This is a genomic window from Sphingobacterium sp. UT-1RO-CII-1 (genome assembly GCF_026711005.1).
Lineage (GTDB): Bacteria > Bacteroidota > Bacteroidia > Sphingobacteriales > Sphingobacteriaceae > Sphingobacterium.
Genome location: NZ_JAPPVJ010000003.1, coordinates 527,545 through 549,567 on the forward strand (window position 1 = coordinate 527,545; position 22,023 = coordinate 549,567).

Annotated in this window: 21 protein-coding genes; 15 read left to right on the forward strand and 6 right to left on the reverse strand. The window is 35.7% G+C overall.

Translation table 11 applies throughout. The features are described from left to right. The first annotated feature begins 144 nt into the window (after positions 1-144). On the forward strand, positions 145-708 hold the full coding sequence (gene pth, locus ORI89_RS09700; protein ID WP_268230267.1) for an aminoacyl-tRNA hydrolase: 564 nt from the start codon (positions 145-147) through the stop codon (positions 706-708). Positions 709-741: 33 nt separating this feature from the next. Here the strand turns inward: pth and ORI89_RS09705 are convergent, their stop codons facing one another. Both ORI89_RS09705 and ORI89_RS09710 read right to left on the reverse strand, forming a co-directional pair. Then, positions 742-2,481 carry a TonB-dependent receptor plug domain-containing protein gene (locus ORI89_RS09705; protein ID WP_268230268.1) on the reverse strand — a complete coding sequence of 580 codons (1,740 nt, stop codon included), beginning with the start codon at positions 2,479-2,481 and terminating at the stop codon, positions 742-744. Between the two features lie 4 nt (positions 2,482-2,485). Continuing rightward, positions 2,486-2,848: a BlaI/MecI/CopY family transcriptional regulator gene (locus ORI89_RS09710; RefSeq protein ID WP_268230269.1), complete on the reverse strand. Its 363-nt coding sequence runs from the start codon at positions 2,846-2,848 to the stop codon at positions 2,486-2,488. Between the two features lie 229 nt (positions 2,849-3,077). Between ORI89_RS09710 and ORI89_RS09715 the strand changes: the two genes are divergently transcribed. The 10 genes from ORI89_RS09715 (at position 3,078) to ORI89_RS09760 (ending at position 13,865) form a co-directional block, all read left to right on the forward strand. Continuing rightward, a complete protein-coding gene (locus ORI89_RS09715; RefSeq protein WP_268230270.1) occupies positions 3,078-4,364 on the forward strand; it encodes a citrate synthase in 1,287 nt (428 codons plus the stop codon). 270 nt (positions 4,365-4,634) lie between these two features. Further along, positions 4,635-5,708, forward strand: coding sequence for a complex I subunit 1/NuoH family protein (locus tag ORI89_RS09720; protein ID WP_268230271.1), 1,074 nt, complete (start codon positions 4,635-4,637; stop codon positions 5,706-5,708). 1 nt (position 5,709) lies between these two features. Beyond that, the gene (locus ORI89_RS09725; RefSeq protein ID WP_268230272.1) at positions 5,710-6,273 is read left to right on the forward strand and encodes a 4Fe-4S binding protein; all 564 of its coding nucleotides are present in this window, start codon (positions 5,710-5,712) and stop codon (positions 6,271-6,273) included. Between the two features lie 5 nt (positions 6,274-6,278). Then, positions 6,279-6,821: an NADH-quinone oxidoreductase subunit J family protein gene (locus ORI89_RS09730; protein WP_268230273.1), complete on the forward strand. Its 543-nt coding sequence runs from the start codon at positions 6,279-6,281 to the stop codon at positions 6,819-6,821. Further along, positions 6,818-7,123, forward strand: a complete 306-nt coding sequence (gene nuoK / locus ORI89_RS09735) for an NADH-quinone oxidoreductase subunit NuoK (RefSeq protein ID WP_268230274.1) — start codon at positions 6,818-6,820, stop codon at positions 7,121-7,123. The genes ORI89_RS09730 and nuoK overlap by 4 nt, the downstream gene beginning before the upstream one ends. Next, positions 7,124-9,244 carry an NADH-quinone oxidoreductase subunit 5 family protein gene (locus ORI89_RS09740; RefSeq protein ID WP_268230275.1) on the forward strand — a complete coding sequence of 707 codons (2,121 nt, stop codon included), beginning with the start codon at positions 7,124-7,126 and terminating at the stop codon, positions 9,242-9,244. Positions 9,245-9,246: 2 nt separating this feature from the next. Then, the gene (locus tag ORI89_RS09745) at positions 9,247-10,851 is read left to right on the forward strand and encodes a complex I subunit 4 family protein (protein ID WP_268230276.1); all 1,605 of its coding nucleotides are present in this window, start codon (positions 9,247-9,249) and stop codon (positions 10,849-10,851) included. 13 nt (positions 10,852-10,864) lie between these two features. After that, the gene (locus ORI89_RS09750) at positions 10,865-12,328 is read left to right on the forward strand and encodes an NADH-quinone oxidoreductase subunit N (RefSeq protein WP_268230277.1); all 1,464 of its coding nucleotides are present in this window, start codon (positions 10,865-10,867) and stop codon (positions 12,326-12,328) included. A gap of 47 nt (positions 12,329-12,375) precedes the next feature. Then, on the forward strand, positions 12,376-13,092 hold the full coding sequence (locus ORI89_RS09755; RefSeq protein WP_268230278.1) for a glycosyltransferase: 717 nt from the start codon (positions 12,376-12,378) through the stop codon (positions 13,090-13,092). Positions 13,093-13,094: 2 nt separating this feature from the next. Next, positions 13,095-13,865, forward strand: coding sequence for a capsular polysaccharide synthesis protein (locus ORI89_RS09760; RefSeq protein WP_268230279.1), 771 nt, complete (start codon positions 13,095-13,097; stop codon positions 13,863-13,865). A gap of 4 nt (positions 13,866-13,869) precedes the next feature. Here ORI89_RS09760 and ORI89_RS09765 read toward each other — a convergent pair whose 3' ends face one another. Continuing rightward, positions 13,870-14,622, reverse strand: coding sequence for a glycosyltransferase family 2 protein (locus ORI89_RS09765; protein ID WP_268230280.1), 753 nt, complete (start codon positions 14,620-14,622; stop codon positions 13,870-13,872). Positions 14,623-14,625: 3 nt separating this feature from the next. After that, positions 14,626-16,134 carry a phosphoethanolamine transferase gene (locus ORI89_RS09770; protein ID WP_268230281.1) on the reverse strand — a complete coding sequence of 503 codons (1,509 nt, stop codon included), beginning with the start codon at positions 16,132-16,134 and terminating at the stop codon, positions 14,626-14,628. Between the two features lie 248 nt (positions 16,135-16,382). Here ORI89_RS09770 and ORI89_RS09780 point away from each other — a divergent pair, with 248 nt between their 5' ends. The 3 genes from ORI89_RS09780 to ORI89_RS09790 are packed head-to-tail and all read left to right on the forward strand — an operon-like array spanning position 16,383 to position 19,346. Next, positions 16,383-17,216 (forward strand): DUF4254 domain-containing protein, encoded by an 834-nt coding sequence (locus tag ORI89_RS09780; RefSeq protein WP_326494310.1) that lies wholly within the window; start codon positions 16,383-16,385, stop codon positions 17,214-17,216. A gap of 5 nt (positions 17,217-17,221) precedes the next feature. Beyond that, entirely contained in the window at positions 17,222-18,232 is a 1,011-nt protein-coding gene (locus ORI89_RS09785) for a glycosyltransferase family 9 protein (RefSeq protein ID WP_268230282.1), read from the forward strand. A gap of 1 nt (position 18,233) precedes the next feature. Then, on the forward strand, positions 18,234-19,346 hold the full coding sequence (locus ORI89_RS09790; RefSeq protein WP_268230283.1) for a glycosyltransferase family 4 protein: 1,113 nt from the start codon (positions 18,234-18,236) through the stop codon (positions 19,344-19,346). Here ORI89_RS09790 and ORI89_RS09795 read toward each other — a convergent pair. Further along, positions 19,328-20,395, reverse strand: a complete 1,068-nt coding sequence (locus ORI89_RS09795) for a glycosyltransferase family 4 protein (protein WP_268230284.1) — start codon at positions 20,393-20,395, stop codon at positions 19,328-19,330. The genes ORI89_RS09790 and ORI89_RS09795 overlap by 19 nt on opposite strands. A 38-nt stretch (positions 20,396-20,433) precedes the next feature. After that, positions 20,434-21,438, reverse strand: a complete 1,005-nt coding sequence (locus ORI89_RS09800; RefSeq protein ID WP_268230285.1) for a hypothetical protein — start codon at positions 21,436-21,438, stop codon at positions 20,434-20,436. Positions 21,439-21,617: 179 nt separating this feature from the next. Here ORI89_RS09800 and ORI89_RS09805 point away from each other — a divergent pair. Next, on the forward strand, positions 21,618-22,023 hold a 406-nt coding region (locus ORI89_RS09805), incomplete at its 3' end, for a hypothetical protein (protein WP_268230286.1).

Below are 22,023 nucleotides of genomic sequence, written 5' to 3' on the forward strand. Positions count from 1 at the left end.
GCATAACAGAAAGGCATCCCATATCAGGATGCCTTTTTATTTTCCCACTAATTTTACTCATCTGCCACGGCTTTTACCTGTATAGATTTCTTTCCTCAGGCTTAAACACAACAGATTTGGTATCTTTTCTTTACTTTTGCAGTTATGAATTATTTGATTGTAGGCTTAGGAAATATCGGCAGAGAATATGCTGACACAAGGCATAATATAGGTTTTATGGTTGCTGACGAGATCGCTAATCAAGCTGGCACAACTTGGTCATTACTAAAACATGCCTATTATACCGAGTTTAAACAACGCGGACATAATGTTTACGTAATCAAACCCACTACTTTTATGAATTTAAGTGGCAAAGCCGTCAATTATTGGATGCAACAATTAAAAGTCCCTATAGAGAATGTGCTCATCATTGTGGATGACCTAGCTATTCCATTCGGTTCACTCCGCATTAAACCTAAAGGCTCTGCGGCGGGTCATAACGGACTGAAATCAATAGAAATGTTATGTGGCGGACAAAAATACCCTAGGCTTCGCTTTGGTATCGGAGACAACTACCCGAAAGGGCGTCAAGTGGATTATGTCCTTGGTCCATTTGATCCGGACGAGCAGAAAGATTTACCTGCGCTTATAGAACATGCCGTAAAAATGACAAACAGTTTCATCAATATCGGCATTGAATTAACAATGACAAATCTAAACACCAAATAGCAATTGAATTGCTATTTGGTGTTTAAGAAAAACCTAGTTTATTTCTTCAGAGGAGCTTGTTTCTTTCAACTCTTTATTTCGTGAGATTAGAATCACCCCATCTTTCGCTTTCTCTCCATACAACGCTGCTGCTGCACCATCTCTTAAAATAGAAATAGATTCAATAGTATTAGGATCCATTTCAGACAAATTAGCATTGCTTACCTCCACCCCATCAACTACAAATAAAACCTTCTCATTAAGTTTATCTCCTCTCAATTTCACTTTGTTAGCAATATCATTCAGACTCAATATCCTGATACGTCCTGACACCTCCGAAGTATCTTTAACGCCACGTACAGAAGCTTCACCTTTCTTCACAATAATTCCTTTCCCACTGATCTTAACACCCTCCCCTACATTAGTATCATTTAGATCAGAATTCAATCTATCCACTTTTTTCAAACCATCACGTTTAGCCTTTTCTTTTGTCGTAATTTCTATAACACCATTTCTACCATCAACCCCGTACTTATCATAAGCCGCTTTATCTTTATAAACATTTACGGAGAACAAATCGTCAGCATTAACATTATAGACATCAAGACTTGTAAGCTGACGCTTTCCATCAATGAAAATCAAAGGGCTATTTTCTTCTCTCTTAAAGCTAATTTGCGCTGACTTTTTCCCATTCACTAATCTATCAGAAGTCATAACTCCTACCTCACCTAGAGCTTTCTTTTGACTAGGCACTTCTAGATTATCATTCTTATACCCCTCCACTAATACGTCATTTATAACCTCATCCTTTCTCAACCTTTCCTTCTCTATGCTCTCAGCATTTTGCTTCTGCTTTGTTGTATCTGCTCCTACTGGTTCTTTAATACGTAATTCCGTTTCCTTTACTAGATCTACGACATTTACAATTTTCTCATCCGCTTTACTTACTGTAAAAGCTGCTGCAAAAAGAATAACCAAAGGAAGTAAAAACGCATACTTCCCAAGTTCAATTTTACGAGACCGTGATCTGTTCATCATCATAATTCGTTTCTTTAGTTGTTTAAAATTAAAATTATTACTCAGCTCCAATGATACTCCTTCCGTCGACACCTTTAATAAGGAATACTGGTAAAGCTCTTTATTAAGCCCGCTGTCAAGCACTCGCTGATCTGTCAAAAATTCTAAATTTTGCCTAACAGCCCGCCGCATCAACCACACAAATGGATTGTACCAACAAGCTATAAGCAATATTTCATACACTATGATATCGACACTATGTCGACCCTGCACATGTATAGTTTCATGTTTAAAAACATCGAACAATTCCTCCTCCTCATGCTGTGCCTTATGTAAATAAATTTTATTCAGAAAAGAAAAAGGCACAATTGGAAAAACCACATCTCTAAAAGAAAAACCTCGCCAGATATTCGGTACAGAATGCGCATGTATACGCCACAAACTGAATAATTGCATAATGAACCGAGCTAGAAAAAACAAGAGGCCCAAACTAAAAAACAGAAATATCAAATGTTCTAATGTATATATCTTATTCACCTCTTTTTCAAGCACAAGACTAGGCCAGTACGTCAGCAGTTCCCCTACCGGTTCTATAGGTCGCTTAAAAAATGTCGGGATATCCAAAAACGGATACAACAAAGAAAACCCCACACCAGTTAGTAAGTAAAGTCTATTTAACCGATAAAACGTGAGGTTTTTCAGCAAAATAAAATACCCAAGATAAAGTACCATCAACAGCAAATTAACCTGAATTATATATACCAGTAGGCTATCCATAAGCTTATGATTTATTATTCTTAATCAAATCGATAATTTCTTCCAGTTCTTTGGAGGATAATTTTTCCTTCTCTACAAAAAAAGAAACCATCTCTTTATACGAGTTTCGAAAATAATCTCCGACAAAGCCATTCATAAATTTAGCTTTATACTCCACCTCCGAAATCAGAGGCTCATAACGTTTGGCATTCGCATATTTCACAGCTTTAACAAATCCTTTCCGCTCCAGATTACGAATAGTAGATGCTAAAGTAGTGTAGGGCGGCTTCTCACCTTTTAAATTATCCAGCACTTCCTTAATAAAACCACCACCGATTTGCCAAATTGAAAGCATAGCCTCCTCCTCTTGTATAGTTAACTTTTCCATTTTTAAAAACTTAAACTAAACAAGTCTACGAAAAATTCGTAATAAAACAAAGTGAATATTTATATTTTTATCGTATATTGGCTGATTCTGTGAGTATACACAAGCACCTAACCCATAAATTAAAAGTCAAAAACCCGCCTAGTTATGACGGATTTGTGTCATTTAAATTCAAAGGTGATATTAACTTAACAGTGTTTTTTATACATTTGTAGAAACTAGATAATTAAATATGTCGGATAAAGCAACAATAAATTTAGACGGTTCTTCCTATGAACTGCCCGTTGTTATTGGTACTGAAAACGAGAAAGCAATAGACATTTCCAAGCTAAGAGGTCAATCGGGATATATTACATTAGATCCAGGCTTTAAGAACACCGGAGCTACCGAAAGTGCAATCACATTTTTAGATGGAGAACAAGGTATTCTTCACTACCGTGGTTACCCAATTGAACAACTAGCAGAAAAGTCAACGTTTTTAGAAGTAGCATACTTATTAATATATGGAAACCTGCCGAGCAAGGCTGTATTGGAACAATTTCGTGCCGATATAAAAAAACAAATGATGATTCATGAAGACATGAAGAACTTCTTTGCCGGCTTTCCTTCCAAATCCCATCCAATGGGACAGTTATCTTGTTTAGTCGGTGCTTTATCAGCATTTTACCCGGAGTCATTAAACCCAAATGCCACTGACGAGGAAGATAATAAAACAATTATCAATATTTTGGCTAAAATGCCTACTATAGTATCCTGGATACAAAAGAAATCTTTAGGCCATCCTGTTGTATACCCAAAAAACAACTTAGGCTATATAGACAACTTCTTAAACATGATCTTCGGCGAAGTTAATGAAGAGGTAACTTTTGATCCTGTGGTTATCAGCGCTATGCATAAACTATTAATTTTGCATGCTGACCACGAACAAAACTGTTCTACATCAACAGTACGCATCGTAGGATCCTCAAACGCCAATTTATACGCATCAATTTCAGCAGGTATAAATGCGCTGTGGGGCCCTCTTCATGGAGGTGCAAACCAAGCAGTAATAGAAATGCTTGAAGAAATTAAAAACGGTGGTGGCGATATTGAAAAATACCTAGCCAAGGCAAAAGATAAAAATGATCCGTTCCGCTTAATGGGCTTCGGACACCGCGTATACAAAAACTTCGACCCACGTGCTAAAATCATCAAAAAAGCATGCGATGATATTTTAGAACAATTAGGTGTTAATGACCCCGTATTGGATATTGCTAAAAAGCTGGAAGCAGCTGCCTTAAATGATCCATATTTTGTGGACAGAAAATTATATCCAAACGTCGATTTTTATTCTGGCATTATCTATAGAGCTTTAGGCTTCGAATCTGATATGTTCACTGTACTATTCGCTCTTGGCCGTTTGCCGGGCTGGATAGCTCAATGGAAAGAAATGCGTGATAATAAAGAACCTATCGGACGTCCGCGTCAAGTATATATCGGAGAAACACTCCGTGATTATACAGACTTGAGTACACGTTAAAAATAATAAATTTAAATACGGAGCCCGATCATAAATTGATCGGGCTTTTTTTATAGCTAAAACCATCATGTAGAAGGCCTTCAATCAGCTATCAAATTAATATCTACTAGTTTAGTATATTTTATTAAAAAACTTAGGCTTTCCATCGGTTTTACTTATATTTGCAACTAATTAAGAATTATTCTAAAAAACCTTTCTTTGTTGAATTTTATCAAACGATAGAAAGTAATACTTGTTAATTAATAACACAAACGCACAGCAAAAATAAGTTTGGCCGAACTAATTATTCATATCATTACACCTGTTGCAATATTTATTTTTATTGCATGCTTTACGCTATTTGCTGTATATGCTGAACGCAAAATTGCCGGCTTTGTACAAGACAGACTTGGGCCAATGGAAACCGGGAAATACGGCTTGACACAAACCATTGCTGATATTCTTAAGTTGCTCCAAAAAGAGTTTATTACTCCAAGCAAAGCCGATAGCATTCTTTTCGCTGCAGCTCCAATCGTTATATTTGTTGCTGTATTTATAGGCTTTAGCGTTGTCCCTTGGGCTCCTGATTTTGTTCCGGCTCACTTACATACCGGAATATTCTTTCTAATGGCTGTTGTTTCAATAGACGCAATCGGCATTCTCATGGCGGGCTGGGGCTCCAATAATAAATACTCCTTACTTGGCGCTATACGTGCTATCGCTCAGATGGTATCTTACGAAATACCGGTTGGGCTTTCGCTCATTGCAGCTGTCATGATTACACAAACGCTTAATCTAAATGATATAGCCTATCTGCAGGGAGTCAAGAGCCCCGAACAAATTTACTTCATGGGCTTCTGGAATGTTACGGACATAGGAGGTATATTTGCCTGGCACGTTTTCCAAGCCCCTCATCTCCTCGTGGTTTACATCATTTTTTTTATAGCCTCACTTGCTGAATGCAATCGGGCGCCTTTTGATATACCGGAGGCAGAATCAGAATTAATAGGTGGATTTCATACCGAATATGGGGGTATCAGGTTTGCTTTTCTATTTCTAGCCGAATATGCGATGATGTTCCTAGTTGCTATATTAGGCACCGTTATTTTTCTTGGAGCATGGAACACTCCATTACCAAACATAGGTGTATTGCGATTTGCTGACTGGACAACAGGACTGGGCTGGGGCTTATTTTGGACAGTTTCTAAATCTCTATTTATAGTGGGTATCCAAATGTGGATACGCTGGACTCTTCCACGGTTTAGAGCGGACCAACTAATGACTTTATGTTGGAAAATATTAATTCCTCTATCTTTCCTATGCCTGGCGATATCAGGTTTGTGGAGAATAATGGTTATGATTTAAAGTGGTACTAAAAACAACAATAAAAGGATTTTCAACAGCTGTAAAAGGATTACTTTTAACAGTGAAACATTTATTTGGTGCGCGACGCTCCCGACAGGCTTATAACATTCAGGATAAAAACTACTTCGACCTTCAAGAAGGAATAACAACCGTGCAGTATCCTAAACAAAAAATGCCAATACCAGAAGTAGCCCGCTACCAATTGGAGGTAGATATCGACGATTGCATCGTATGTGACCTCTGTGCGAAAGCCTGCCCTGTGGACTGTATAGATATTCAAGCAATCAGGTCGTCAGAAGCTATCGGACACACATCAGATGGCAGTGTTAAAAGGTTATACGCAGCAAAGTTTGATATAGACATGGCTAAATGCATGTACTGCGGGCTCTGTACGGTTGTGTGTCCAACAGAGTGTATTACGATGTCTGATAAATATGATCGCAGCAGCCAAAAATTAACAGACCTGATTTATGGGTTTTCTGAAATGTCTGATGCTGAAATTGAGCAACGCAAGCAAGAATGGAGTATTTTTCAAGCAGAAAAGGAGGCTGCAAAAAATAAATAAACGTTATGGAAATATTTATTTTTTATCTTTTTTCCTTTCTAGCTATTACTGCCAGTCTTTTAGCCGTCAGTATAAAAAATACAGCACGAGCACTCTTTCTTCTATTTGTTGTGCTTTTTTCTATGGCAGGCCTTTATCTATTTGCTTTAGCCGATTTTATTGCAATTACACAAATACTGGTCTATGTAGGTGGCGTACTGATATTATTGCTATTCGCTTTTATGCTATCCAATAAAGAGCTTTTAGAAGACTTACAAGATACCTCCAAACACTTTATCTCACTACCCAATTGGCAGGCCGTCTTACTCGCATTAGCTTTCTTAAGCGTACTCATTGTTTCTTTTACCATGTGGTCTCGCGCAGTACCTGATTGGATAGATGAAGCACAAAGCAAAGGCAATATTATTCTACCGACAGACAATAATATTAAAGCTTTAGGCTTTAAATTTATGACCCAATACATCCTGCCTTTTGAAGTAATTTCTGTATTCTTAATGATGACCTTAATCGGCGCCGCCCACCTTTCCAGAAAGGAGAGCACCCCATGATAAGTTTGACGCACTTTTTAATAGTGGGTGCCTGTATTTTCAGCATAGGTCTATATGCCGTTCTTGCAAAACGCAATGCTATTATGATATTAGTAGGTATTGAACTTATGATCAATGCAGCAATTCTTAATTTCGTCGCTTTTGGTAAATACGATAAAGCAAATTATGGCGGACAGGTTTTTGCTTTATTCGCCATCGTACTTGCTACTGCAGCGGTTGCTGTCGGGCTAGCTATCATCGTAAATGTTTACAGACATTTTAAAACGATAAACCCAAAAAAAATAAATGAATTAAAAGACTAAATGGATACGCTATTCAACATATCGCCCATTTATGCAAGTCTCGCCGTCATACTTCTGCCGTTTATTTCAGCAGTCGTACAGGCATTGCTCGGCAGGAAAAACAACACTGGAAACTTTGCACTACTCGCAATTGTTGCCAGTACCGTCATAAGTCTCTTATACGTTTTCATACCTATTTGGAATACCGGGCCAATAGCCCAGAAGGCACCATGGTTTATCATCGGAGAATCAACCTTTTACGTAGGTATGCTCCTGAATAACCTTACGGTCATTATGCAATTTCTAGTATGTATCATAGCCCTACCTGTACATATTTATTCTAGAATATATATGAAAGGCGACCCAGGACTACATCGCTACTGGATGTACCTTAGCTTTTTTTGTTCTGCCATGTTAGGCTTGACTGTATCCGCCAATCTACTACAAATGTATATTTTTTGGGAGCTCGTCGGTTTTGCTTCATTCCTACTCATAGGTTTTTGGTTCCATAAGACTTCTGCAGCAAAAGCCAGTAAAAAAGCTTTTATTATAAATAGAATTGGCGACTTAGGCTTTCTCATCGGCATTGCCCTGCTTTATTCACATGTAGGCACCCTCGATATCGTGGAGTTATTTGGCTCCGATGGAGTATTCTCCAACGGGACTATTCTGCACTCAACCGGAAAAGTGTCAGCACAGGACAACACATGGATAACACTAGCAGGCTTAGGTTTTTTCTTAGCTGCAATGGCTAAATCTGCTCAATTTCCATTACATGTATGGCTGCCGGATGCTATGGAGGGTCCCACTTCTGTATCATCGCTAATACACGCAGCTACAATGGTTGCAGCCGGAGTTTTCTTATTGAGTACCATTTTCCCTTTATTTACCGATAGTGTTTTACTGATAATCACATGCATAGGTACACTGACCGCAGTAACTGCAGCAATATTTGCATTAGCCCAATACGATATAAAAAAGATACTTGCCTTTTCCACTGTTTCACAATTAGGCTTCATGGTGGTAGGTGTCGGCATAGGTGCTTCGGATACAGCTATGTTTCATTTAATAACACATGCTTTTTTTAAGTGCCTTCTATTTCTTTGTGCTGGTGCGGTTATTCATGCATTGACAGACTTTCAGAAACAGGCACAACTGGATTTTGATTCGCAAGATCTACGTAATATGGGGGGCCTCCGCAGCTTTATGCCAAAGACTTTTTTACTCATGACCATAGCATCATTAGCATTAATCGGTATCCCATTTAGCTCTGGTTATTTATCCAAAGAAAGTATTATTATTACCGCTTTCGAGTGGGGGCAACACAAAGGCTCTTTATATCTTATTATCCCTATAATTCTAGTTATTGTCAGTATAATGACTGCTTTTTACATTGCCCGCCTACTGTTCAAAACATATTTTGGAAGATTCCATTTCACCCAACTCATAGACAAGGGCAAAGCACAGATTAAAGAAGCGCACCATATAATGCTATATCCTATGTTTTTTTTAGCTATCGGAAGCCTTTTTCCACTCTATAGTTATAATCCTATAGATTATAATGCTTCTTGGCTACTCATCGGTTTGCACAAGGCGCACAATTACCCTGAAATTGGCATTTTGCATATACTTATCCCTTTAATACTTCTAGTTGGTTCATTTTTAAGTGGGCTACTCGCTTGGCAGTGGTATGTAAAAAACAAATATCCTTTATCAGGTAAAAGCTCTTCTATAGAATGGGCAGCTAATCAAGGATATTTAAATGAATTTCACAAGCAGGTATGGGTCAATGAAACAAAACATATCAGCCGAATTGTTGCCAAAATAGAACATAATTTTGCACAAGTCGGTCAACAACTCTTTAGCAAGGCAATACATCCCTTTAGTCAATCCATATACAGCTTTGACAAAAACATTGTGGATGGCACGACGAAACTATTAAGTAAAATTACACGCTACATTTCCTTATGTATACATTGGATTGACCATTGTATAGTGGATGGTATTGTAAACTTAATAGCCAACTTAACCTACTATATCGGGCATTTAGTAAGACAAGTCCAAAATGGACAAATACAAACTTATCTAGGATTTACACTTACTATGGTTGTATTAGGAATTATTTATTTGTTAATAAAATAGAAATGGGCATATTATCTATATTGATATTTCTACCCCTAGTTGCCAGCTTACTGATTATGGCACTACCGGCTTCAAATAAGGCTGCATACAAATATATTGCCTTAATTATCACATTTATTCAACTCTGCCTTTCGCTTTATTTATATCAGCATTTCGATCCTGAAATGGCAGGTATCAATCAAGTGCAGAACTTTCAATATGTTGATCAGCTGCCCTGGATCCGATTAAATTTAGGGGCAATAGGAAAACTTGAAATTGATTATTTTGTTGGTGTTGACGGTGTTTCTCTTCCTTTAATCGTACTCAGCGCCTTAGTCATGCTTATGGGCATAGGTGCTTCGTGGAACATACAGAAAAGCCAAAAAGGATATTTTGCCCTACTCATGCTCCTAAACACAGCTGTTATCGGTATTTTCGCTGCGCTCGATTTCTTCTTATTCTATGTATTTTACGAAGTAATGTTATTGCCCCTGTATTTCCTTATCGGAATTTGGGGAGGCGAACGCAGAGAATATGCAGCAATTAAGTTTTTCATCTATACCCTTCTCGGGTCCGTACTGATGCTACTGATCATTGTTGGTCTTTATTTTTCAGTAATTAACCCCGAAACAGGAGCACATACTTTCAATATGCTGCATATGATGAATCCGGCAAATTATGTAGATGGATCGTTTTTCGCCTACCTTACCAATGAGCACAGCGTATTTGGCATACCTGCACGCATGGTCGGTTTTATCGTTTTATTTTTTGCTTTTGCCATCAAGGTTCCTGTTGTTCCGGTTCATACTTGGCTACCCGATGCTCACGTAGAAGCCCCTACCCCGGTATCCATTATTTTGGCAGGTATACTCCTAAAAGTAGGGGGATATGGAATCATTCGGGTATGTTATAGCATTTTCCCGGACATGGCAGCCTCCACCAATTGGTGGCTAGCGCTTATAGGTTTAATATCTATAATTTACGGGGCCTTAAACGCACTCGCCCAAAAAGATCTGAAAAGACTCATCGCCTACTCTTCTGTTTCCCATATGGGCTTTGTTCTTCTGGGCATCGCCTCACTAACTGCCGAAGGAATTTCTGGCGCAATCTTTCAAATGGTTTCGCACGGTTTTCTAAGTGCATCCTTATTCTTTTTAGTTGGTGTACTGTATGACCGAGTACAAGACCGTTACATTGAACACTTTAGTGGTCTGGCTAGTATTATGCCCAAATATACAGCCTACATTGCTATCGCCTTTTTTGCTTCATTAGGCCTCCCGGGTTTTTCGGCCTTTATAGGCGAAGCATTTGTAATTATTGGAGCTTTCAATGCAGACACTCTTCAAACAGGAGTGCCTCGCTGGATGGCGATTGGCGGTTCTATTGGTATATTACTTAGCGCGATCTATTTTTTATGGACTTTGCAACGTATGTTTTTTGGAACAACAGAAGTACATGGGGGGGATAAATGGTTGACTCAACTTCGTGACTTAGACAAAAGAGAACAGTTTATATTGTTCCCCACACTTCTTCTGGCCATTATACTTGGTATTATGCCATCGCTCGTATTTAACAACTTAAATGCATCGGTACTACAACTCTTATCCCTCATCAAACCTTATCTCTAAAGTATAAAACAAAGTGAATAGCAACATTACAGAAATTATAGATCACGTCGTAACTTCAATAACTTTCTTCAGGCCTGAAGTCTGCTTAATTATTACTTTCATCATCTGTATTTTTGCATCGCTTTTCGTTCGGAAGAAGCAAAGCTTCTCTGCTTTCATTATCACTATAGTAGGTTTTTTATTTTCTTCAGTTTTCCTGATTCAACAACTTGCCAACACAGGCACGGGCTTCTTTAACATGATACATATCGATAACTTAGCAATTTACAGCCGCTTAGTTATCGCTATAGGCGCAATTATAACGGCTATTTTCATACAACAAAGACAGCCACGCAACAATGGCGATGTACATACCGTTTTAATAGCTGCAACCATTGGTATGTTTCTACTTACCATGACGACCCATTGGTTAGTTATCTTTATTGGTATAGAAATGGTATCTATAGCTTCATATATCTTGGTGGGCTACTTCTCTACAGACAAGAAACAATCTGAAGCAGCGATGAAATATGCACTGTTTGGCTCCGTCTGTGCTGCCATCATGTTATATGGCCTTTCACTCATTTACGGCTTGACAGGGAATCTAGATTTTAGTAGCCTAGACCATATAAAAGGCCTGATGACAGCTCCTGACGCTATCGTCAGTATTGCTACGCTATTTATATTCGTAGGTTTTGGTTTTAAATTAGGCTTTGTGCCCCTACATATATGGACCCCCGATGTTTATCAGGGAGCTCCTACAGCCATAACAGCCTTTCTCTCCACTCTTCCAAAAATGGCGGCTTTTATTTTACTGGCCAGACTCTACCAAGCGTGGTCTGATACCTTGTTTTATTTTTCAGAACTTGTCACTTCTTTTATTATTGTCCTTGCCATTATCACCATGCTGGTAGGAAATTTAGCAGCCCTCAGACAAACTGATGCTAAACGCTTAATGGCCTATTCATCCATAGGCCACACAGGCTTTCTACTAATGGCCATTTTTGCTTATAAACAGTCGTTTGAATATCTTCTGTTTTATCTTATTGCCTACACAATAATGAATTTCATAGCTTTTATATTTATTGATTATATTGAGAAATATACAAAAAGTTCATCCTTACTTTCATATTCCGGCTTAGGCAAACAGATGCCTCTCCTATTTACGTTGTTTACCTTTGTAGCCATATCTTTGATAGGACTTCCACCTACCATGGGGTTTGTCGGTAAATTAATGGTTTTCACTTCTGTATTTGACATATACCAGGAATCAAACAACACTTTTGTACTCCTGATGTTAATTATTGGTGCACTAACCTCTGTAATTTCATTATTTTTCTATTTCCGACTCCCATTATATGCTTTTCTTAAAGAAGGAAAACCTACAGAAATACATAATCCGCCGATAGATCTATTAACAATAATAGCTATTTTCCTAACGTTACTTTTGCTTTTGTTGGGTTTATTTCCAAACCTGCTTTTAGACATATTGAGATAGCTCTGAATAGGTAATTTGACAATAATATCCTATTTTTGTATCTATATATGGAAGGGTACTCTGCTATTGTTATAACACCGGTCAAAAATTCTTTAGAGAATACATTAGAGACCATTAAAGCTATAAAAGAAAGTATAGGAAAGTACTTATATTTTGTATACGACGACTATAGTGACCCTTCTGTATCGGAGCAGCTTGAGTCCAACGCAACAAAATTAGAGTATAACTATATCCATTTATCATCCCTTACAAACACACCATCACCCAACTATTTAACGGTTTTAAAAGATGCTCAACAAAAGTGTTTAGCAGCGAAGCTCCCTCTTATCATTGTAGAGTCGGATGTTATTGTCCAGAAAGATACCTTTGAAAAAATGATCAACTTCGGCAATAATACCGCACAGTCTGGAATGGTAGGGGCTATAACTGTTGATGAACAGCAACATGTTAACTTTCCTTATTTAAAATTTAAAGGAATGCCTAAACAGCCGACTTATACGGAACGAAGTTTAAGCTTTTGCTGCACGCTATTACAATTAGATTTTCTATCTACGTACTCGTTTGAATTTTTAGATCAGGGCAAAGATTGGTTTGACACGACAATTTCATACAAATCCATAGAACATGGTTTTAAAAACCACATCCTGCTAGATGTGCCTGTTTTCCATAAACCACACGGAAGCCGACCTTGGAAACAATTAAAATACACAAATCCATTGAAGTACTACTGGATGAAGCTCACAAAAAAAAGAGATAAAATATAAAGATGTCCTTAGTAGAAAGCCCTGATCAATTAAGCTATAAAAATAACATACCATTTGTTGTATGGTGCTATTGGGAAGGCCCACCTATGACAAATAATAGACTGCTTAGCTTCCAATTATTAAAAGAAAATATAGGCGTACCTGTGTGCCTAATCACACCTGACAATCTAAATAAGTTCCTAATTAAGGAAGCTCCACTACTCAAAGTATATTCCAAATTAAGTGTCGTACACCGATCTGATTACATTAGAGCATATTTACTTCATCACTACGGTGGTGCCTGGCACGATATAAAAGCAACTGAAGTTTCCTATGCTCCTGTTTGGGACTTCTTTAAAGATCCGAATGTTTGGATTATCGGTCGCCCTGAAAACCAGAAAGGAGCAGCAAAGGTTCACATAGAAGATGGGGTCTACATTCCTCATGAATATCAAAAACTGATCGCAGTTCCGTCTTGGGTTGCCCGGCCTAAAACTGATTTTTCGAAAGATTTACTCCGGGGGATTGAAGATATCTTGGAGTTAAATAAAGATAAACTAAATAAGCATCCTGCAAAACACCCCCGAGAAAAGTACATTTCGCCTCGTAATTTTTTACATAAAATAATCATCTGGATTAAACACACCTATGCAGGTCGAAATATAAATTATCCATTAGCATGGACTTTATTTGGAAATGTTTTTCACCCCACATTGTTAAAATATCAAACACACATTAATTACGGTTTACCGGTAGATAAAAACAAAAATGCAGGTATTTATCATCGAGGATAAACAACTAATTCTTAAAAAAATTAATAAAGCGAGACAGAGACCTATTGGTCCGTAATGGACCGTTTAATTGCTTTTTAAAAAAAAGAGCATGATGTTCGTTCAGGTAAGCAATTTCCTTGTTTTTAGATTGTTTACGCATACTCTTTCTTCTCGAATTACTATGAATTCTATAGTAAAACCCAACAAAAGGCAGCTTTACAACTCCTCCACCATCCTTTAAAATTTTTATCCAAAACTCCCAATCCTCCCTTACTAAAATCGAATTTTCAGTATAACCTCCTACCCTCAACCAATCAGACTTTCTATAAATAGCACTGACATATATCATATTATCTAAAGCCAGATTATACAACGAAAAAGGTTTCAATTTCCATCTACCTGTAGTAGCACCAAACTTTTCAGCTTCGGCGTAAACAACTTTCACCTCATCTCGCTCATTCAAAATATCAACTGCTGCTTCAATATAAGAGTGGCTTATACGATCATCCGAATCGAGCGGTAAGATATAGGTACCCGAAGCCTTAGAAATTCCATGATTCCGAGCTACAGATGGGCCGGCATTAGTTTGATAATAATAAAATACATTAGCAAATTCTATAGCTAATCCTTCGCCAACTTCTTTGCTATTATCACTAGAACCGTCGTCCACAATTATAATTTCGATAGAGGAATACGTAGAATCTAATACAGACAGTACTGTTTCACGCAAAAAAGAAGCATGATTAAAACATGGGATAATAACACTTACTAAATTCATTTTTTAATCTAAAGAATCATACGCCACCACCGATAAATCTGATCGAAGATACATAACTTTATCCGAGATTACTGAGTTTAACCCCTCGACACCCAATAATCTAGCAAACTGAAAATAATTAATATTTGTCGAAGTTAAAGCTTTTACCGAATCAATTAAGCGCAAACGCTCGTTTACCCCCTCACCATACCAGATATAGTAGGGAATCTCAGTCCCCTCCTTACTATCTGAGTGGATAAATCGTCCATTCACTAATTTTTCAGCATGATCAGATAGAAAAATAACAGCTGCATTTTTATCTTTTAACATCGTAAATAATTGCCCCATAAGTTGATCAGTATACAAAATAGAATTATCATAACAATCTATTTCCGAGATACCATTATTAAAAGAAGCAAATTCTTTAGGATACTTATCACATGCATTAGAATGGGAACCGTTAATATGCATAAAAATTGTCATCTTTTTCCGATCAGATTTCACCAAATTTGCCACCTCTGGTAGAAGAACCTCATCATACCCTGTCATCCAGACCAAGCTATCGGCAAAAGACACCAAATTATTTACGGTAGACAAATAATGACTACCTTTCTCTTGTGTACTTAGCCAATACGATTTGTAGCCTACACTTTTTGCCAAATTAAATACATTATCATTTAATTGAGCTTTTCCTTCATGATAAGTTTCCGGCACCATCTTACTCAGTATCATGGGAACAGATAACAATGTAATACCTGCGGAACTTACCATATTTTTATAAAAAAGCATATTACTCCTCTCAGCATCTTGGAAAGGCGTCGTGCTACGTTCATAACCATACAATGACATGTTTTGCCTTCTTGCCGACTCGCCAACTAAAACGACTAATAAATCCACTCCGTCATCTCCAACTACCATCTTGCTGTAGTCTATATTAATATTTCTATTAATCTCTTTAGACTCCTCATACTCTGCCAAAGAATGTACCATGGGCCTAAAATTATACAAAGGTGTAAATCTTAAAAAAACAGCTGTTCTTGATTCCACAGCCATGAGGTTAGAACCTTTCAGCAATAAATTTCCAAGAGGGATAAGAAACCATAGAGAAGCCAGAAAGTAAGACAAAAACTTATTACGAACGCTGCCTTTAAAAGTACTGAAAACATAGTACTGAAAACCAAAAAGAAACAAGTAAACTAAAACTATGGCAGGCATAGTGGATAGCATACTCCCAAATTCTTTAACGTTACTATTTAAAATACTTAAGCCATGTCCATACGTAAAAGGGGAGCTATATATATAATAAATCCCCAAACCTATACTTTGATTTAAAACTAAAATTAAGGTTGCCAAAACTGTTATAACGGCACCAACCTTTCTATAAGGAAAAATAGATAATGAATAAAAGAAAGAGAACAACACTATAATAATGATACTTATTTCCTCGATAAATTTAATTTCAACAGAAATATAATACAACAGTATATTCAATAATACTATGACAGGTAAAAATAAATACCATTTAGAAGGCATAAGTTAGGTTATATAATTCGACGAAACTAAAACTCTATTCAGCTAATTAACTTTACAAATATACGTATTATTCGATCTTTATTTACGCTTTGCTTACAAAAGTTAAATATAACAAAACAACCATAACATAATAAACTAAGGCTAGAAGATGTTTTATAGAAATAACAAATTAAATTGTAACAAAAATGTAGCGTATAATAAAACTTTAACGTTATGTTTCTGTTAGTAAAAATATATAAGAGATATCCATGAAAAATCTTACGGTTTTAATTCCTAACTATAATGGCGAAAAACTATTAAAAAGTTTTTTACCGTCTATATTTGAAGCACTAAACATTGCAAAAATTGATTACGAATTCATTGTGGTTGATGATTGTTCGACAGATGAATCCATAGAATTTTTGAACAAAAATTATTCTAAGAAAATTACCACTCTAAAAGACTCAACCAAGTTAAGCTTTGCACATACCTGTGACAAAGTAATTGCATCTGCTAATAATATTTTCAACCAAGCTATAAATGATTATCATCTGTATGATAATATTGATCACCCTATGGTCAATCCATACGATAAAAGCTCTATTGAACATCTGCTTTATCTTAAATGTTGGATAGATACTGCTCAATGGCACATGGAAGACGTAATAAGAAACCCCGACATCGAGCCACAAGATGCACTTTACTGGAAGCGAAGAATTGACAAGCAAAATCAAATACGCACCGATACTGTAGAATATATTGATAGTTATTTTCTTAATTTATACTCGTCAACTATTCCAAAACCAAATGCCAAAATAAATACAGAAAGTCCGGCGTGGGCAATAGATAGATTGTCAATACTAGCATTAAAGATATATCATATGCAGGAAGAAAGTGGCCGTAAAGATGCCGAACAAGCGCATAGAGATAATTGTCAAGCTAAATTGGAGATATTACTACAGCAGCGAAATGACCTTTCACAAAGTATTGAAGAACTGTTACAAGATCTTCAAAGCGGGCAAAAGATAATGAAGGTTTATAAACAAATGAAAATGTATAACGATCCTTCACTAAACCCAGTCTTATATGCAAAGCAAAAATAATTTATATGGAGCGCGTCAGAATTCTTGTCATCCGTTTTTCAGCAATGGGAGATGTAGCTATGGTAGCCTCTGTACTACAAGAATTTCAACAACAAAATCCTCGTTGTGAAATTCTTGTTTTAACAAAGTCTCAATTTCATTCTTTTTTCGATAAAATTCCTAATGTCCATTTTTTTTCAATATCACCTCAAAAAAAACATAGAGGACTAATAGGTTTGTGGCGACTATTTAGGGAGCTTAAAAAATTAAATATTACCTATGTAGCGGATCTACATAATAATATACGTTCGCTTATTTTAGGTTTCTTTTTTAAAATCACAGGCCATCAGGTAAAAACCATAGATAAAGGAAGAAAAGAAAAAAGACAATTGGTAAAATATAAAGTACTAACTCCTTTAAAACATACTGTCGAGCGTTATGCAGATGTTTTTCGCAATTTAAACTTTAATTTACATTTAACACACACACTTAAAAAATCACAAAATCAGCTGCCTCAGTCTATTCCTTCAATACTTAATGAAAAAAAAATAAAAATAGGTATAGCACCATTTGCCCAACATCAATATAAAGTCTGGTGTTTAAAAAACTGGGAGTTTATTTTCAAAGAACCTTCTTTTAACAATTATCAATTTATTATTTTTGGAGGAGGAGAGAAAGAAAAAAAAATAGCAGACCTCTGGGTAGACAATCACAACAATGTATATAACAGTATTGGTGAGTTTAATCTTCAAGAAGAGCTGGATTTAATCAGCCATCTAAACCTCATGATCAGCATGGACTCTTCTGGTATGCATATGGCTTCTTTAGTAGGCACCCGTTGTTTTTCCATCTGGGGTACTACTCACCCCTCTGCTGGTTTTTTAGGTTATGGTCAATCAATTGACGATTGCATACAGGTTGAACATCCACAACGTCCGAACTCTATATATGGCAACAAACCATGTGATTGTGACGGTACAGAAGCCATCAACCTTGTACCTCCAACAACTGTTATTGATCGAATAAAAGCAATGTGAAATGCGGATCGGATATGATGCTAAACGTTATTTTAATAATTCTTCGGGACTCGGCAATTATAGTCGTGATTTAATCCGTATTCTTGAAGAATTTTATCCCGATAATGAATATATCAAATACACTCCCAAAATTGGCACAGCAATTCCTTTCTCCAAAAAGTTAGAAGCAACGACAAAAACTCCTACGGGCCGAGTAAACAAGATGCTGCCCAGCATTTGGAGAAATAGAAACATAGTAAACGACCTTAAACGAGATAAAATCGACTTATTTCATGGCCTATCTGCGGAAATTCCACAAGGTTTAAAGAAAAATAAAATTAAATCAATTGTTACGGTACATGATTTAATTTTCTTAAAATTTCCCGAACTATATAAACGTATTGATCGATATATTTACAATAAAAAGCTAACGTATGCTATTAATAATTCAGACAAAATAGTCGCTATTAGTCAACAAACAAAACAGGATATAGTTGATCTATTTAACTTACCAGCCCATAAAATTGACGTAGTCTATCAAGGGTGCCACCCCTCATTTAAAAAACAAAAAACAGCTGAAGAAAAGGAGTTAATTAGAAAAACTTATAATCTCCCTGAAAATTTTTTACTAAATGTAGGTTCTATTGAGCCTCGTAAAAACGCACTTCAGATTATAAAAGCAATAGAAAATATAGATATACCTTTAATAATTATCGGGAAGCCGACTGAATATGCTGAAAAAATAAAATCACACATTATAGAACAAAAATTAGATAAAAGAGTTTTCTTGATGCAGGGGTTTACAATGGATGAACTTTCGACCATATATGCCATGGCTGACATTTTTATTTATCCTTCGACCTATGAAGGTTTTGGTATTCCAATAATAGAAGCTCTATATTCAAAAACTCCAGTGATAACAACAAGGTCTGGAGTTTTTTCAGAGGCCGCGGGACCAGCATCAATTTTTGTAAACCCGTTAGATACTGAAGAGTTACAAAATGCCATAATAACAGTCCTTTCCTCTACTGAGAAACAAATTAGTATGAAACAGTGCGGAAGTATATACGTTCAAAAATTCAATGATGACGTGATAGCGAATGAATGGATGAAAGTTTACAATAAAGCATTATAAATATTCCAGTATTTCTTAGAAGCTTTATCCCAAGAGAATTGCGATGCCCATTCTTTTATCTGGCCTTCTCGAGGACTAGAAGCTAATATTTCTAACAACCTCTCTTTTCCGAAAAACCTCATATAATCTTCCGAGGTTTCTTCTAAATAAAATGCTTCTGAGCCACCTATTTCCGGAAGAGATGTATGATTCGATAGTAAGACTTTTTTTCCAAATGACATGGCTTCTATAACAGGCAAACCAAAGCCCTCTGCAATGGAAGGAAAAGCAAACAAAGAACAATTCTTCATGTAGGAATATTTTTCACTATCCGTAACAGGCCCTGTATAAACAAACCTATTTTCCAGTCCGAGCTCCTTTACTATTTTCTGGATGCGCTGAAAATAATCTGGTTCATGAATTATACCACTCATAACTAACTTCAAATCGTTTCCTATTAATAAATAAGGGAGTATATGGACATTCTTCTTTCTATTTATAGTGCCAAGCGAGTAAATAAACTGTCCATCAACAAAAGATTCGTTATTTGACGATTGAAAAGCTTGTTCTTTCATATTTACATGGCAACCATTATATATAACCTCTAACGGTTTATCCAAAAGATTACAGTGTTCTAACAGGTCTTCTTTAACATAATTCGATATAGCAACTATTGCTGAAGATCTTTCAATAAGCTTTTGAATTTTACTCAAATACTTCTCTCTTTTTTGCTGTGACTTATTCTCTTTTAAAAAATTCAAGTCATGAATTGTTGCTACAACTTTTATCTTTTTATTTATAGGTAGATAATCTGTTAATTGAAAGGTAGAGTGCCATAAATCAAAGTCATTAAACCTTGGCTTTATGAATTTATCTATTGATTTTTGATTTAAGTAATTTGAGTCAGTTCCAAACACACGATCTACCTTCGAATTTAAATAAAAGTACATCTCTCGGTCATTCGGACAATCCTTCAGTACAGATTGTCCTAAATCTTTACAAAAATGATATAGCCCCGTATAAGGGTATTTCATTCGTTCTGCATCAAAAATAACTTTAATATCCTTCATCAATATCGTAAAACACGAATCTACTTATTTTTTCTAAATCAATCCAGTACTGTAGTAATCCAATTTCTAAAAGAATATTTTTCAACGATACATGGATCAATTTTCACCATTGGAATCTCAAGAAAATCTTTAATGCCGTATAAATTATTCTTATTCCAAACGAATATATTATTGGGGTGATAGAAATCAAAACTTAGAACAAGAGGATTATTAGTTATAATTTTCTTGCCGTAAAAAAGAGCTTCAAAAATTCTAAAAGACAAACCTTGATGTATAGATGGATTCTCAAAATCAAGTAAAGCCTCATATTGTTGCACATGCATTACCATATCTCTATAACTCAGCGGCTTATTTATAAAATCCACTTCGATATCTTTATATTTCTCTCTTGTTTTCTCATTATCACAAAACAACTTAACACTTATTTCAAAATTTTCCTGTTGCAAAAAATCTGTCAATTGTTTAATATAGGGCATACGACCTTCTAGATAGCTACCTACAAAACATATACTTTTTGGATACACCACTACATCATTATCACTAGGTATTTCTAGATAAAAATTTGTTATAAAATCAATATTAGAAAATTCATTTTTATATTTAAGATAGTCTGTATGATCGAAAACATAGAATTTATCAAAAACCTTAATTCGTTCAAAAACTGAAGGAAACCTATTCAGTCCATCCCACTGATAAGCAACCATTTTTCCGACTTTATTTTTTATTTTCAATAATGTATCTAATGCCAATAAATCAGGCCTAATGATCAATGCATAGTCCAGTATCTCACTTAGACTATCTAGCTGAAAAACTAAATCTTCATTTTCTCGATTGAAAATTAGAGATTTTTTAAAGTTCTTCTCTGCTAATATATTCTTATGTACAAAACTATTAAGCCGATCAAGTATCCCCCTATAAACAAATGGCTTATCTGTCACAAAAAGAATAATAACTTCAAAATCTATATTTTTGAGGGACTGTATTACATCCTTATAAAGCTCAAAATGAACCGGAATTATCAATAATATACTCTTCTTTTTCACCTAACTCTACCTTAAAAAATTATTTCAACATGTTATCAACAGAAAACGTTCCAAAAACAATAATGCTACATTAAAGCATAACAAAATGTCACCACTTAGTTACAAAATAACCAAAATGAATTTATATTTTTGACTCTTTGGGAAATTACTCTATTAATTATCATCTACAATTAAATACAATGAAAGAAAAAAACATCAGCAAAAGTATTATAATAGGGATTCCGCAACACTTTTCACTGAACAAAGTTTTTTATGCTCAGCTAAAAAAATTAGGTTTTGTTGTTTTTGATATAAGTATTCCTACAGAAGAGTTCCGTTATAAAAATATCATACAAAGAGCATATAATCTATATAGAAAAATATTCTTAAAAGATCGTGATTATAAAAAACATCTAAAAGAAATTGCTATTGAAGAAAGCTATATAAAAAAGCTTCAAGGCCTGCCGCATAAAGTAGATTATGCACTATTCATACGCCCTGATTTGTTTCCTATCTCGATAATAGAAAAAATAAAAACAAAGTCATCTCTTACTGTTGGTTATCAATGGGATGGATTGAAAAGATATCCAAATATCTATCCACGAA